Annotated in this window: 9 protein-coding genes; 4 read left to right on the forward strand and 5 right to left on the reverse strand. The window is 63.8% G+C overall.

What is annotated here, in order from left to right; translation table 11 throughout:
• Nucleotides 1-271: 271 nt before the first annotated feature.
• The 5 genes from BV071_RS13305 to BV071_RS13325 all read right to left on the reverse strand — a co-directional run bounded on the left by BV071_RS13305 (nt 272) and on the right by BV071_RS13325 (nt 7,756).
• Nucleotides 272-1,021 (reverse strand): hypothetical protein, encoded by a 750-nt coding sequence (locus tag BV071_RS13305; RefSeq protein WP_035607847.1) that lies wholly within the window; start codon nt 1,019-1,021, stop codon nt 272-274.
• A gap of 15 nt (nt 1,022-1,036) precedes the next feature.
• Nucleotides 1,037-4,588: a type VI secretion protein IcmF/TssM N-terminal domain-containing protein gene (locus BV071_RS13310; RefSeq protein ID WP_265594394.1), complete on the reverse strand. Its 3,552-nt coding sequence runs from the start codon at nt 4,586-4,588 to the stop codon at nt 1,037-1,039.
• Between the two features lie 65 nt (nt 4,589-4,653).
• Nucleotides 4,654-5,406 (reverse strand): DotU family type IV/VI secretion system protein, encoded by a 753-nt coding sequence (locus BV071_RS13315; RefSeq protein WP_081885975.1) that lies wholly within the window; start codon nt 5,404-5,406, stop codon nt 4,654-4,656.
• A 16-nt stretch (nt 5,407-5,422) separates the two neighbouring features.
• On the reverse strand, nt 5,423-6,796 hold the full coding sequence (gene tssK / locus BV071_RS13320; protein WP_035607855.1) for a type VI secretion system baseplate subunit TssK: 1,374 nt from the start codon (nt 6,794-6,796) through the stop codon (nt 5,423-5,425).
• Between the two features lie 6 nt (nt 6,797-6,802).
• The gene (locus tag BV071_RS13325) at nt 6,803-7,756 is read right to left on the reverse strand and encodes a hypothetical protein (protein WP_035607858.1); all 954 of its coding nucleotides are present in this window, start codon (nt 7,754-7,756) and stop codon (nt 6,803-6,805) included.
• Nucleotides 7,757-7,853: 97 nt separating this feature from the next.
• Here BV071_RS13325 and BV071_RS13330 point away from each other — a divergent pair, with 97 nt between their 5' ends.
• From BV071_RS13330 to BV071_RS13345, 4 genes are all read left to right on the forward strand, one after another.
• Nucleotides 7,854-9,170 (forward strand): hypothetical protein, encoded by a 1,317-nt coding sequence (locus tag BV071_RS13330; protein WP_035607861.1) that lies wholly within the window; start codon nt 7,854-7,856, stop codon nt 9,168-9,170.
• 11 nt (nt 9,171-9,181) lie between these two features.
• Nucleotides 9,182-10,927: a hypothetical protein gene (locus BV071_RS13335; protein ID WP_265594395.1), complete on the forward strand. Its 1,746-nt coding sequence runs from the start codon at nt 9,182-9,184 to the stop codon at nt 10,925-10,927.
• Nucleotides 10,928-11,010: 83 nt separating this feature from the next.
• Complete coding sequence (locus tag BV071_RS13340) at nt 11,011-12,693, forward strand: STAS domain-containing protein (protein WP_035607867.1); 1,683 nt, start codon at nt 11,011-11,013, stop codon at nt 12,691-12,693.
• A 7-nt stretch (nt 12,694-12,700) separates the two neighbouring features.
• On the forward strand, nt 12,701-15,133 hold the full coding sequence (locus BV071_RS13345; RefSeq protein ID WP_035607870.1) for an ATP-binding cassette domain-containing protein: 2,433 nt from the start codon (nt 12,701-12,703) through the stop codon (nt 15,131-15,133).
• Nucleotides 15,134-15,226: the final 93 nt, after the last annotated feature.

Raw genomic sequence — 15,226 nt, forward strand, 5'->3', positions numbered from 1 at the left:
TATAAACCACCCTCGTATTTGTACTTACAACGTAAGGACGGCTACTTGGGTAATTCCTTGGTATTTCCTAGCATTGCCCGTGCCCTCCCCGCTCGACGACCCGCCAAGCCTTGTCCTTCAAACGATTGCATGAATGTGCGATACAACTTGCACCTATGGGACCCAAAAAAAGGTGTCAATTTGCCACGCTAGGTGCGTCACACCGTTCAATTTGCAACGCCGCATTGTCACAGTCGAATCGCTTGACGCGATCCGCAAGGAGTTTTCGGAATCAAGCTCCCCGAAGGAACCAGAAGTCTCCCTTCTGCGGCTCCCCCGCCCCCAGCGTCAGCGACGGTAGCGGATCGGCATGTGCGATCAGGAGCACCCGCTCGCCGGCAGAGCCGCGCCATGCCGTCAGCAGGGCGGCGAAGGCCTGGGCATGATCGTAGCGGGAGATGGCGACTTGTTCGGTGGGAAAGCCGCTGCGGGTTGCCAGCCCCCGGAGCGCGAAAACCTCGTCTCGAGTACAGGACTCATCCGCGAGTTCGCCCGGCGGCAGGTGGCGCAGCTCCGCAGAGATCTGATCCTGCGCCTGCCGGTGCCGATCCCGCACCGCATCGCGCGAATGAAGGTTCCGGCAGTCCGCGACCAGCCCACGCAACGCTGGCAGCAGCACCCGTAGGCTGCGCTGTGCCTCGGTGGAGTCGAAATGGACCGCCGCCATAAAGGGGAAATAGCCCCTCCCGCGCCCATCCTCGGACTCCACCATGCGGATCAGCATTGCCTCGCTCTCACGGAGCCAGAGCAGGAAGTGTTGGTAAGGCTGCACCGGGCCTCCTTCCGATTGCTGGCGTGCCGCATTCGCCGCCATCCCTTGCAGGTAGAGCAGGCGCTTGCAGCTGCGCAAAGAAGGCGTGGAGAGCCCGAAGTCATCCATGTGGTCATTCCACGCCGGATGCTTGCCGAAGAGCGCGAGCACCGGCCCGCCGTTCCCCCGCTTGAAGTCGCGCAGGAAGTCCTTCTGAAATGCCGGATCCATAGGCGTTCTGCTTGTCTATTTGTCGAAGCTCTCGGGCCGTATGGAGGGATAGGGGGAGGTGAAAGTGAAAAGGAGGGTCAACTGTTTGCCGAAGGCAGTGAGGATCGGCAACTGGCGCGTGAGCGCAGCGCTGCTACCCGACTTCGAAACAATGTAATCAAGCGTACCCCAGACCCCGGCATCACCATCGCTGAAGGGTCCCATGTTTTGGGCCGCCTCCCACTCCACGGTGACTTTGATCGGATCCGCAAGGAAGAGCTTGCCCAAGGCCACCCGCTGCCCTCCCGGCTTGGCCTGAAGTTCGGCAGGCGGCTTGCCCACTTTCACAGCCTTGATTCCCTGCGCGATCACTACCTGGTTGTTCTTCACGAAGGGCGGCATCAACTGCAACTGGCGCTGCTGTTGAACCACAGCGGGCATCTCAAATGCCCCGATCTCCGCTTCCACCCAGTTGACCCCGAAGCCAGCATCCGCCACGGCGTTCTTGGCGCTCAGGATCGTGTCGAAGCGGGAACGCTTGTTCTGCGTTGCGCTCGTGATGTTCAACCGCAGCGGCTCCAGCGAGGTCTTCACCCGGTAGTGCCGGCTGTTGTTGAAGATCGCGTCGCAGGTCGTGAAGTCGCCCGCCATCAGCGTGATCATCTGCGCAGCCCGGCTGAACTCCGGCCCCGGCGGCAGCGCCGGCTCGCGGCTGCCGAAAGGCTTGCGGAAGATCAGCCCCTGCTGGGCCTTGAGCATTTCATTGAAGGGCCCATCGATGTACTTCGAGTAGAGCCATTCCTTCGTACCCAGATCGAGATCCACGGTGATCCGCTTGCCGCGCTCGGCGAGTTCATTCAGGCGTAGCTGCAGCTTGCGTGTCGCCTCGGCCCGCGCCCGCGTCTTTGCCGGGTCGGCGGCGGGATCCGGCTTCTCCTCGGGCAGCTTGGGAGCCTCGGGGTAAGCGGCGATTAGCTTGGAACGTTCCTCCACCCGCTTGGCCAAGCCATCGAGGATGACCTGCAACTGCCCCGGCTGCGGCGCTTGGAGCTGGCGGGTCAACTCGTTCTCGGGATCGCGCAGCGGGAAGTGCGCGAGCAGGGAGTTGAGCCGCCTGCGATACTGCGGCAGCCCGTCATCCGCCGGATCAAGGTACGCCGACCAGAGGACCGCCTTGTCCGACTCGGGATCGAATGCCCGTTGCTTCTCCTCGATCGCCACCCACGGGGCATCCGGCTGGTGGACGCCGTCGAGCGCCGCACCGATCTGCGAACCTAGCAGCGAAGGCAGCTTGGGTATGAGATCGCGCAACCGGGCATCGAACTTCGCATAGTCGACCCGCCGCATCGAGTAAGCCGCCGGATCCACGATGTCGTCGAGGTTCTTGCCAACCGTCACCAGGCTGCCGATCCACTCCTCGATCTTTTTGAAGTTGTCACCACTCTGCAGCAGGGTCCACAGCTCGTCCTCATAGATCATGAAGTCGCGCGCGAGTTTCTCACGGGCTTCCACATCCTTGTCAGTCTTCGACTGCCGCTCGTCGATGCGCCGCTTGTGCTGAGTGAAGAGGCGCATGCCGCGGTCAATCGCGCGATAGGGTGGTCCTTCGGCCATCCAGTGCATGCGATCGAGATCCCCGGAATTAATCTCCGACCATGCCTCCGCGATCAGGCGGTTGAGTTCCTTTTCGGTCTCCGCCCCGGCCGCCGCCTTGCCATTATTCGGCGCGAAGGTCGCGGGCGCAGCAACGCGGAAGAGCGGTCCGAAGATTCGTGCAGCATCGTCCGCGCTACCGATCCGCTTGGACTGTTCGATGCAGGCTTCCAACTCGACCAAGGACATCGTCGCAGCCACCTCGTCATCGGATCCGACATCGCGCTTCGAGTCGCGCAGGTTGTCGCGGGCGGCTTGGAGCAGCGGGCGGACGACGCTGCCTTCCAGGATAACGATCCGGGCTCGCTCGCGGTCGTGGCTGAGCTGCCGGTAGGCAGGCAGCGGCGCGAAGTAGCGGCCCCATCCTAGCCCCTTCTCGACCTCGGTGGAGAGCTTCTGGTGATAGGCCAGCCGTGTGAACTCGGAATTCATCACCGGCTGGTCCCCGGCGTAGCGCCAGGTGTTCTCCGGCCCGCCGCGGTCGAAGAGCGGCAGGAAGGTGCCATTGTCCCAAGTCTGGTTCGCCAGGCTCCAGAGGTTGCGCTCCGCTGCCAGACGCTTGTCGAGCTGCCGGCTCGCATACCACCCGGTGAGCAGCAGGAGCAGCAGCACTCCGGCGGTGGTCAGGTAGAAGCGCATCAGGCGGTTGCGCATGCCGCCGGCGATGTTGGTGAGACGGGTGACCAGACCGTTCTCGCGGAAGAGCTTTTCGAGAAAGAAGTCGCGCAGGAAGAGTGACTTCTCCGTCTGGTAACCGCGGACTTCCGGGAGACGCGTCAGCGGCAGGTTCAGCGCGGACGCCAGTTCCTTGTCCAGCACCGCCCCCTGGCGCAGGGAGCTGGTGAAGTAGATACCGCGGAAGAAGGGCGGCCGCTTGTTCTTCCAGCGGTCGCCATGGAAGAGGACTTCCAAATACTTCCCGAGTGGTCCGAAAAGACGCCGGAACTCGCCGGGGAAAGCATATAGCGAGTCGAGGAAGTCGAGCCGCCGCAGTTCCGGCCCGGTCGGCCAACTTGCTCCAAGCAAGCGGTCGCGGACCCGTTGCAGTCGGTCGGCGATCGGCCCTAACAGCGAAGGCGTGCGCGAGGGCTCGAAGGGATGATCCAGCGGCTCGGGATTCGACCATCCGAGCATCTGTGGCTCGAAGGACTCATTGCCCGGCGCATCGAAGAATTCGCGGAAGCCGGTGATCAGGTCGCACTTGGTGACCATCACGTACACCGGATAGCGCAGGTCGAGCGACTCCTGTAGGACCGCGAACTGCTCGACGATGCGACCCGCCTTCTCCTCGATGTGGCGCGGATCGTCGACCAGCAAGCTGTCCGCGGGAATCGCCAAAACCAGGCCCGTGATCGGATAGTCCGGACGGTAGTGCTTGAGCTGGTCGAGGAATTCTTCGAACTGCGCCTTGTTCGATTGCTCCAGCAGCAGTGCACCGGCGGTGTCCAGGATAATGGCGTCATTCGTGAACCACCAATCCATGTTGTAGGTGCCACCGACCCCTTGCAGGAGATCGTTGATGCCCTGCGGGAAGCGGATCGAACTGTGGCGGATCGCCTCAGTCTTGCCCGCTCCCGGCTCGCCGACCATCACGTAGAGCGGGAAGCGGGTCAGGTTCTTGCCGCTGTCGGTGAGGGTCTTCAGGCCCGCCTTGAACTTGTCGCGCAGCTCTTCGCGGCGCGCGATCTCGCCGGGATCGGTGGAGGGCCCACCCGCCGCAGTGGAAGCCGCAAGCTGTTGCTCGAACTTCGCCGCCTTGCGGTTGCTGATTGCCCGGACGATCAAGAAGACCACCAGCCCGATGATGATCAGGCCGGCAACGATCAGAGCAAAGATCAGCACGCCCCAGATCCCGAACTGCAGGAAGGCCATCGCTCCGAGTGATGCCAGCGTGAGCAAGCAAACGATCAGAAGGAGCAGGCCGGGTAGGCTCATGCCAGCCGACAACATAGGTCCAATAAGACCTATACGACCTATCGCTTTGCCTTGGATGCCCGCTTTCACTCTTTCACCTCCTTCGAGCGGTCTTCGGGAGCCTTGCCTTCTTCCTGGCTGGTCCACGGTTTGAGGTCTTGGGAAGAGCCGATGATCTGCCGCAGTTCGTCCGGCAGGTTCCGGTTGAAGCGCAGGTAAGCGTAGAGGTAGAGCCCGCAACCCGCCATCACAGCACACAGCACCGCCGCGATGGTCGCCAGCTTGCGTTCGCGCGGCGGTCGCACCAGATCACGTTCGTCGAGGCCGAGATATGCGGGCGGACTCAGCTTCGCCGCTTGGTCGAGATCGATGAACTGCCGGACCTTCGGCTGGATTTCCTCCATCAGCTCGCGGATTTTGTCCGGTGTCTCGATGCCTTTGAAGCCGAGGCCGAGGCAGGTGTAGTAAACCATCAGGCGCTCGGCTGCCGCAGGCGATGGCGGCTCACGCATCGCGTCCCGCAGGCTGTCGAAGAAGGCTTGGTCACCGTGGCGGCTGGCCTCGTAGCCCAGGCGGTTGTCGTGCCATTCTTCCGACTGCGGTGATTGCAGGACGTGGCGCGCCATCATCCCGTCGATGAAGTGCTTGATCGGAGTGTGGAGACGCTGGACGTGATCAGCCATCAGCGGGTCCCGCCGTGCCGTATCCGCAATGTCGGTCAGGATCGTGATCGCCCGACGGCGCAAGTCCGCGGGATCGATGCGCGCGCGGTTCCGGGCAAGGCGACTGGCCTCGCAGATGAACTCGAACACGGGTTGATAGAGTTCGTGTGCCGTCACGTCAGTTCAGCTTGAGTCACGAAGTGCGGGTCGGGATCGGGATGATGAAAGCGATCTTGAAATCGGAGGAGGCCGCGCCGGAAAACTGGATGCAGGCGCTGTCGTCATTGGTCAGGCGCTCCCAGAGTTCGCGGCTTTCCTCGGCGAGGATCCGGAAGTAGTAGAGTCCGGGATCGCGCGGCAGGCCGAAGGGCAGGTTGCGCACTTCCTTCATCTTGATGCCGCGGACGGCGACCTTGTCGCGCGCCACCTCGCCCGGTAGGAGTTGGAATTGCGAGGAATCCTCGGCCAGCGTCACCAGATCGGAAGCCGGCCAAGCCGAGCGCACCGCGAGGTAGAAGCTCGCCGCCTCGTGGAAGAGCTCGGCACTCACCGGCGCAGTGAAACGGCGGTCTTCCTTCACAAAGTCCACGCTGCGGTAGCGCTGCTTCGGTCCGGTGAGATACTTGCGGATCCGCGTCACCAGCTCGGCGAAGGCCGGATAGGCATTCGAGTGATCGTAGGCGGAGCTCGCGAAGTCTTCCTGCTCCGGTTCCAGCGCGGCAAACTCGCCTAACAGCTCGCGCAGGTGCAGGTAGAGATCGAAAGGCGGCACCTCGCCCGCCTCGACGATCGCGGGGATCGTCGCCTCGAAACGCGAGAGGATCCGAAGGCGGAAGAGGTAGCGCAGCGACTCTGGCCCGAAGGACTCGCCGAGCGGCGGATTGTCCACCAGCAGCGCGGAGAACTCGCGGCGCACCGCAGTGATGCGGCTGCCGAGGTCGCGCACCAGCTCGCGCACTCCCGGCATGCCCGCCAGCGAGAGCGCACCGGGCACGAAAGCCGGATCGCGGCGTGGGATATCGGGAAGGTTCTGGCGTTCGGTGCGGGTGATCCGGAGCACCGGCAGCAGTTCGTAATCGAGACGGCGCAGGTCGGGACCATCGAGCAGAAGGCGCGCGTTCAAGCGCCGCAGTTCCAGAACCTGCGGGTGTTGGCCGGTGTTCTCGTCATTCGTCTCGCGGCGGGCCAGGGTGTAGCGCACTGCCGCGGCACCCGTGTTGTCCTCCGCGACGTTGGGCCGCTCCTCGAACCACAAGGGTAAAGCCAAATGAATCAACAGCGTCTCCTTGCCGCTGCTGAAGGCCTCCTTGATGTTCAGCACCGGGAGGTCCGCCTCTTCCGGGAAGCGCAGCAAGGTGCCGCTGGGCAAGAGCACGTGGAGCTTGCGGAAGCGGACTTGGAAGTTCTCCAAGTCATCCTCCGCCAGATCCATGTCGATCACCCCATGCGGGAAGCTGCCGCCCAGGCGTGCGACTTGCTCGATGCGGTGGTGGACGCCGCGCTGGAATTGCTGCAGGTGGTGCGGCTGGAGAAAAAGCCCTTCGCGCCAGTGGATGTAGTCGGACATGAGAGGTTAGGAGGCTTTGGGGCCGATCATGGAACTGGTACCTTCCACCAAATGCCGGAAGAAGCTTTCCGCAAGTCGCGCGGCGGTGAAATCGGCGCAGCGGTATTCATACTCGCGCCAGAAGCGTTGCTCCGGAGCACCTCCCAGTGGCCCGCGCTCGGTGCGCCGGACCTCCGCGGCGATCCGCTCCGGCGCGAACTGGTCGAGCCAAGCCGAGGCCACCTTGTCGAGCGCCGACGGGATGGTGCTGAGCAATGCAACCAGCAATTGCCCGCTCTGCGTCACTGAGCGGCTGTATGTAGCGAAAGAGCCGCCGGTCTTGCCCTCTAGCAGACGTGCGGTTTCAGCATAGAAGCCCGCCTCGAAGGGTGTCTGCCACTGCGACTTCGGCGCGGCGGAGCCCCAAATCTTCCAGAACACCGACTCAACTCCGCCAAAAGTATCGATCAGCAGCGCGGCGGTCTTCACGACATTCAGCAGCTCCAGGGCGGCGGCCGAGCGGATGTCGAGCTTGCCGGACTTCAGCACCGTAATCGCCAGTTGCAGGTGCGGCAGGCTCTCGGTCTCGCAGCGCAAGATGGAGCGCAGGTCCGGCCCGGTGGAACCGCCTTCAGATGGCGCATGCGCCGCGACTAACACCCGCACTCGCGCCGCCAGCGTGGCGGCGGCAGCGGGATCGAGACTGCTGAAAGCATGGGCTAACTGTTCGACCGGATCCCCCGCCGCGGCAGTTGGTGAAGTAGCAGGCGCGGGCGCGGAAGCCTCGGCGGGAAACAGGCCCAACATTTCTTCAAGGTATGCCGCGCGCTCGTGAGCGGGCAGTTCCTCGACCAGCTTGCGCAGCTCTTGGCGCAAGTATTCACGCCGCTTCGCAGGTGGCAGGTGGGCGCTACTCGATTGCAGCGAGCGTAGCCGCCCGGCGCTGTCGGAAACCCGCTGCCCTTGGTTTTCGAGGGTCATGGTTCTTATTCCTAGACGACTGCATGATGGTATTCCATGCTGCGCTGTGGCAATGCCGTAAGTTCAACAACGGCCAAATTTATTTGCTCCCACAACCGTGAACCCGGACAAGTGGCACTTTGCGATGCGCAGGCGGCTCTATCAGTGGGCTTGCCTACTGCTGGCCGGAATCGCCAGCGCCCAGGACCCAAGCACCATTCCGGCTCCCGATCCCGATGGTGAGGTGCTGCGCAAGGACATCGAGATCATTGTCGATGTCTCGGGCTCGATGGATTCCGCCACCGCTTGCGAGGCGATCGATGTGGTGACGGATTTGATCCGTGGCCAGATGCGTCGCCCTTCCTCGGGCCGGGCGGATGTGCATGAGCACTGGCAGCCCTACGAAGCCAGCGACCCGAAAATGTTGGGCTACCTGCGGGTCGAGAACGCCGACAAGCGCTACAACTTCCTGAAGGTCGATTACTTCCGCCGCCTGCTCACCGGCGAGGGTGAAGTCAAACCGCTGGCCGGTGACTTCGACCAAATCAACATCACTTACTTCGGCGACCGCGAGCGGACCCTCGATCCCTCCAGCCGCTTCACCTACCGGATGGGCGACCTACACCGCATGGGCGAGCTGACGCGGACCCAGCAATTCAAGGACGGGCACACCAACCTACAACTGGCGATGGCCCAGGTGCGTAGCCGCAAGGGCAGCCAGGCTGGCTACTACCTCTTCGTGATCTCCGACGGCCAGGATGACCCCGAGGTGAACGAGAAGGACGCAACCCTGTTAGGCAACTGGGGCCCGGACCGCTTCCTCAAGGACGACCACGGCATCGTGGTGCTGGCCCACCAACCGCCGGGCCAAGTCGGCAAGAAGACCAAGCCCTACATCTGCATGGTGGCCGCCGGTTTCGATCCCGTCACCGAAACCCAGAAGGTCGTCACCAAGGAGGTGCCGAAGATCGAGGGTGCCATCACCCTGCTCGGCGGCCTTGCCTCGGAAACGCCGAAGGTTTTCCTCAACCAGGCGCCCTACTTAGCTTGGCAAATCGAGCGCGATCCCACGGCCCAAGGTCCCGGCAATGACTACAAGTTCCGCATCATGCTGGAGGACCGCGATGCACCGCAGTTGATGGTCTATGCGCTGAACACCCCCGAGTGGCAGGGTGTCTCGCGGATCTCGCTGGATGCCAAGACGCTCTTCGACGACGCGAAGGGCCGCGGCCTGCGCGCCGCCGAGTTGCCGCCGGGAAACTGGATTTTCACCGTGGAAGAACAGGAAGGCCGGCTCAAGCCGACCAGCGGCACGATCGTCGTCGAGCGCAAGCGCGACTCGGCCCTCGCGATCGCCTCGCTGGCCGGGCTGACCTCGCTCCTGCTCTTTGCCTACTCATGGTGGGCGGTGCGCCAGCGGCGGAGCAAGGTATGACAGCGGCAAGCGTGAAGACCATCGCGATCGGCCCGCCGGATGCCGGAGAACTGGCGCTGGTCGTCTTCGGCGCGCCGGTGACGGGCGATCGTGCCGAGCCCTTCTGGCTGCTGCGGCGGCATGCCGAGGCTGCCGTCTATCTCGGCGCGCTGCTCGATGCCTCCGGCGCGGTGTACGAGCTCTTGGAAATTTGGGTCCAGCGCATCGAAGGCTTTATGGCCAGCCAGCCGGTGCTGGCAAAGACCTGGACCAATGCCGACCTCGACAAGCGCTGGCAGGATCTCCGCGAGGAAATCGCCCGCGCCGACGGCATGGCAACGATCCGCCTCGGGATCGAGCAGCGGCCTGCCGCACCGGTCCTGCTGGACATCGCCCTCAAGCCGGTGAACGAGCCATGGGAAGTCTGCCGCGATGACGAGGCCCTGAAGGCCAGGGGACTCGCCACCTACAGCGGCTCGCTCCAGCGCTACCTCTGGAACAAGGCAGACGATCTCTGGGCCGCTATCGGCAATGCTCCCACCGGCGAGGTCGCCAAGCCCTTTGCCGAAGCGCTCCCCGGCCGCCGCAGCTTCAATCCCGAGGGTGGCAAGGTCTTCTGCCGCCCGGCCGGCATCATCAGCTGGCGCGACTTCTCCGCTATCCTCCGTGGCGGCGTCTGGAATCCTAGCGTCCCGGAGGAATGGCTGGCGCTGCTGCCACCGGTCCATGCCGAATTGGCGAAGGAACGCGGCAGCGAGGTAACTTTCCGGCATTTCCTCCTGCCCGCGATGGGGACTGAGGCCGGCCCCGCCGAGGCGACCTACCTGCGGCTCGCTCTCTTGCACGGCGCGGTGGAAGCCGTCGCCAAAGCCACCGCCCGCCGTGGCTCTCCCTACCTGAACCTCAGTGACGAGCACTTCGGCATCCGCCTCGGCGACAGCGGCTTGGGCCTGCCCGCCCTGTGGTCCGCCAAGGTGGTCCTGAACCGCGGCGGTGGTGCGGTGGCGGTGACCGACCCGAAGGGCAACAAGCACTTTCTGCCGGATGTGACCGCCACTCCCGGACCTTTCCGGATCGCGGGTCCGATCGATAGCCAGCGCTCGATCGGCACCCTGCGGATCCGCAAGCTTGGCGAGGTCGTCGGCGGCCGGGCCATCGTCGAGGCCACCCTCCAGACGGAGGATTTCCTCGAAGGCCAAGCCGGCTACCGGCTGGAGATCTTGGTGGAAACCCCGGGCGGGACCCGGGTGATTCCGGGCGAAATAAGCCCGGGAGGGGGACCCCGTGAGTGGCTTTTTGCCGGCACGGTCTCGCCGGAAGCCCACGGCGAATTGGTCGAAGGGGCCTCTTACTCGAAGGCGGAAGTCCTGCTCCATCCCAAGCTCGGCTCGGCCTGCGATCTCTACTCGCTGGGGATCCTCGGCCTGCAGCTCTTCCTGACCACGGAGGACCGCAGCCTGGCGGTGGTGGCGGATGAGATGCTGATGCTGCGTGAGCGCGGCGGGAACTTGCAGGCTGCCGCCCCGGAGTGGTTGCTCCGGGAAAACCCGACGGCCCTGCAATGGGAAGCTCTCGAATTGCTACTGGGAATGCTCGGAGGCAAGCCGGGCGACCGCCTGGACGAAGCGCCCGAGGCGATCTACCGCGAGCCGCTGCGACGGCTGGAGGACTTGGTCCGGCGGGCCCGGGCGGCAGTCTTCGGCGAGGGCGGGCGCAACCAGGAGATCCGCGACGAAATCCGGATTCTGCTAGATGAACTGCGGCAGGCACCGCTTTGACGATCCCGCCGCACGAAATCGTGTCGACGCGACATCACTTCGATGACAGCGTGAAAGTGTCGGCTTAAGGTCGGATCAGGATTATGGAGTTTACCACAGAGGACATCGGTGGCGTGGCGGTGGCGCGTCTGAAGGGCGTGCTGGATTCCGCGGGAGTGATGCGGATGCAGGAGAACGTGGAGAGCCAGTTGATCGGCCGCGAGCGCAAGGTGGTACTCGACTTCAGCGAGATCGACGCGCTCGACCCGATGGGCTTGGCGGAGCTGCTGCGGCTCTCGCGCTGGATCAAGGAAGGCGGCTTCCGATTGCGGGTGGCGCATGCGGCAGGGCACGTAGAGGAGGCCTTCCGCGACAACATGATTTCGGACGTGGAGTTCTTCCGCGATGTGAACAGCGCCACCAAATACACGGTGGATGCTCCCCCGCCCCGCCCGGTCGATCCTACTCCACCTCCACCACCGCCGACACCCAAACCGCAGCGGCCGGGTTTCATCAAGCGCTACTGGTGGCTGCTAGCGGCCGTGGTCGTTCTGGCAGGGCTCGGTGTCGGGGGAATGATGCTCTTCTCCGGCAAGACCCTCAGCAAGAAGGTCGAGTTCCTAACAGAGTCCGGCCAGCCGTGGAGCGACAAAGTCAGTGAGAGCCTGAAGCCGGGTGAGGAAAAGACCCTGCGCTTCAAGGTAAAGAATGCCGGCCAGATCCTGCCGATCCGCAATGAGGACTGGATCGAAATGAAGGTGCAGGACGGCCCCGATAAGGAGACCAAGGAGGTGGTCTATCACTTCGCGCCGGACAAGGACTTCCCCTCGACGGACACCTTCTTCTACGTGACCGCCGGCGACGGCAAGCCGCGGGTGAAGTCGCCGATGATCTATCTGACTTCCGATGTGAAGGCAGTCTTGCCGAAGTTCGTGACCGAGGGCCGCGACTACGAGAAGAGCCAGGATGGCAAGGAGGGCTTCCTGCTCGCAGCTGGGATCGAGGGCGAGCAGTATGGGCCTGACGGTATCGCCGCGATCGGCGGGGCCAAGATCCAATATGCCGCGAGCGGCCACGAGAAGTATGGCCTGAAGTTCGATACCATCACCGGGCGCTTCTCAGGTGAGGCGCAGTCGGCGACGCCGGATGGCGGCTACGTGGAGGTCACCATCAGCGCGAAGAACGATGCCGGCGCGGACAGCGTGAAGGCCCTGCTCTTCATCGAGAAGAAGAAGGTGACCGAGACCAAGACCCAGGCGGTGAACGTCTTCGGCGAGGAGATCGACAAGCGCTTCCGGCTGATAGACATCACCTCGCTGGAGCGCGAGAACATCGCGCTGCTCTTCGCCTACAAGGACGCGATCCTCAAGCAGGGCGAGGGTGACATCCACAAGGTCGGCACCGTGTTCTTCCCGAAGGGCGAGACCCGCCTCTCCGTGGAGTTCCAGCGCCGCCTCGACAGCGAGTTCGAGGCCGAGCGCTTCCGCGAGTTAGCGAAGAACCCGGGGACCTACTTCTTCGTGCTCGGCTTCGCCGACAAGGGTAAGACCACCGATGCCCTCAACAAGCGCCTGATTCAGGAACGCGCCGACAAGCTGAGGGACTATCTGGCCCAACATCTCACGGACCGCTACAAGCTGAGCGCCGAGGAGTTGAAGCAGCGCGTGCGGGTAATTCCCATGCTGCCAGTGCCGGATGGCAGCACCGGTCAGCCGGTGATCTTCGAGTCGCGCGAACGCAGCCGGGCCGGCGAGATCTGGCTGGTGAAGGATCCCCGCAGCAAATAAGCGCATCATGGAAGACTGGCCGGAACTCCGCTGCATCCAGGGCGCCAGCCTGCGGGTGCGGCTGGCACCGGGCCGCGCGGTGTTGATCGGCCCCTCGTATTCCTCGCAGATGTGCCTGCCCGCGGCACCAGCGGCGGGGACGGTGCTGTGGACCGGGGAGGAAGTGACACTGGAACCGGAAGGTCCCGGCTTCGAGGTCGGCGGTGCGGCGGTGGATGCGAAGGTGCGCCTTGGCGATGGCGCGGAAGTACGCCTCGGCCAGTACTTGCTGAAGTTGAGCTGGCAGGGCGCGGAACCCGCTCAAGGACCCGCCGTGGCGAAGGCAGAAGAGCGCCCGCGAATTCTGGCGAATGGCCAAGAGGTCGCGCGGATTGAACTGCGCCAAGGAATCTCGATCGGCAGCGATGCGACCTGTGATTATCAGGTCGGAAGCGCCAGCGCCCGCCGCGCCTACTGCGTGAATGTCGCGCAATCGCCCCAAGGCTTCCAAGTGGAGGCCAGTGGCTTTGAGGAGCGCGGGGTACTCCTCAATGGACAGCTCTTCAGCCGCCGCGATCTGGTGCTCGGCGACTACCTGCAGATCGGTCCGCTGTGCTTCCGCTACGATGGTGAGTCTGGCCTGCTGCCCTGCGCGAATTCCCTCGGGGCCTCGCTGGAAGCGGAAGCGGTGGGCGTGAGCTACGACGGCGGCGGGAAGTGGACGCTCGATGGCGCGACGCTGCGGGTTCCGGCCGGACACTTCGTCGGCATCCTTGGCCCCAGCGGCTCGGGAAAGACGACCTTGTTGCGCGCGGTGAGCGATTTGATCAAGCCGGGGCGTGGCGAGATTTTGTTAGATGGGCGGCCGCTTCCTTCTTCAGCGACCGAACGCCGTTCGCTGATCGGCTTCGTGCCGCAGGATGACATCGTCCACCTGGACCTGACGGTGCGGCAGGCGCTGCGTTTCGGCGCCAAGCTGCGGCTGCCGGACAGCGTGCCCGAGCACGAGATCACCAAGCTGATCGAGCGGGTGGTGGGCCGGATCTTCTTCCAGTACCGCGATCGGGATTTCGAGACGACTGATGCCGTCCGGCTGGAAGCGATGAACGCCCGCATCGCCGAGCTGCTGGCCAAGCGTGTGGGCAATCTCTCCGGTGGCCAGCGCAAGCGGGTGAGCGTGGCCGTCGAGCTGATGAGCCGACCGCGGATACTCTTCCTTGATGAGCCGACCTCCGGCCTTGATCCCGCCTCCGAGCAGGAGCTGATGTCGATGCTGCGCGACGTGACCAACTCCGGCTGCAGCGTGGTCTGCACCACCCACGTGTTGGAGAACGTCTGGCGCATGCATAGCTTCGCGGTGGTGCACGGCGGCAAGGTGGTCTTCCAAGGCGACAGCGCGGAGGCACGGACCCACTTCAGCGTGCAGGATCTCTCGACGATCTATCAGCTTCTCGAACGCTCGCCTGGCAAATGGCAAGCGACTTTACCCGGACCGACCAAGAGGACCGGTGAAGTCGCAGCCGTCCACTCCCCCGCCAAGAGCCCGCTCAAGCAGGCATTTCTGCTGCTGCACCGGCAGCTTGAATTGCTCAAGCAAGACGGCGGCAGCATCGCCCTACTGATCGGCCAGCCGGTCCTGATCGGCCTGGCGCTGAGTCTGGTCTCGGTCGATGAAGGCTCGATCCCCTACAAGCTGTTCTTCGGGATGGTCATTGCCTTTTGGTTCGGCTGCAGCAATGCCGCGCCGCAGATCGTGCGTGAGCGCGCGATCCTTCAACGCGAGCGCGGTGTCGGCTTGGGACTGACGGCCTACCTCGGTGCCAAGTTCGCGTTCTTCGGACTGCTGACCTTGTTACAGGTGATCGCGCTGTGGACGATTCTCGCGGTGCCTTGGTATCCGAAGGTTGGGACCTATCCCGCGGAGAGTGGTGCGGCGGCATGGCTCACGGGCCAAGCCTGGCAAGCCATCGGCGCGCTCGCGATGATCTTCTGCGCAACCGCGTGGGGACTAGCGGTCTCCGCATGGGCGAAGAAGACAGCGCAGGCCTCCTTCGTGGTGCCACTCCTGGTCATTCCTCAGATCCTGTTCTCCGGCTTCGTGTTTCCCTTGGAGGACTGGCAGACCAAGGACAGCGATGTCGCGCGCGAGAAGATCGGGAAAGTGGTCGTGCGCGGCGCGGCCAGACTGGTGCCCGGCTATTCCGGTCAGCGACTGATGGAGACCAGCCTCGCCTGGGATCAGGATACCGATGGCAAGAAGCACGCCGCGCGGGAGCGGGCCTTTGACAATCTGAAGGTGCAAGTCAGCGAGACGGCGTGGACGGACTTCGTGAATGGCAAGGAGCAGGGGGTGACTTGGCGGGCGATGGGACCGCCGGGGATCGCGGTGCTGACGCTGGGATTGTGGACGGTGTTTAGCATGGGGGGCGCGGCGTTCTTTTTGCGGAGGGAGAGGGAGTGAGAGTGTTTACAGAATCGCAGGCTATCGCCCGGATGTGTTGAGATTGCTGCACGCAGAAACCCGCAGGGTGCAGTGCAACAAGTGCAATTTTTC

The organism is Haloferula sp. BvORR071, assembly GCF_000739615.1.
Lineage (GTDB): Bacteria > Verrucomicrobiota > Verrucomicrobiia > Verrucomicrobiales > Akkermansiaceae > Haloferula.

Bases quoted from the DNA above. Each gene is read 5' to 3' on its own strand.
- BV071_RS13305 (WP_035607847.1), bottom strand. From the start codon at position 1,021: ATGGATCCGGCATTTCAGAAGGACTTCCTGCGCGACTTCAAGCGGGGG.
- BV071_RS13310 (WP_265594394.1), bottom strand. From the start codon at position 4,588: ATGAGCCTACCCGGCCTGCTCCTTCTGATCGTTTGCTTGCTCACGCTG.
- tssK (WP_035607855.1), bottom strand. From the start codon at position 6,796: ATGTCCGACTACATCCACTGGCGCGAAGGGCTTTTTCTCCAGCCGCAC.
- BV071_RS13325 (WP_035607858.1), bottom strand. From the start codon at position 7,756: ATGACCCTCGAAAACCAAGGGCAGCGGGTTTCCGACAGCGCCGGGCGG.
- BV071_RS13340 (WP_035607867.1), top strand. From the start codon at position 11,011: ATGGAGTTTACCACAGAGGACATCGGTGGCGTGGCGGTGGCGCGTCTG.
- BV071_RS13345 (WP_035607870.1), top strand. From the start codon at position 12,701: ATGGAAGACTGGCCGGAACTCCGCTGCATCCAGGGCGCCAGCCTGCGG.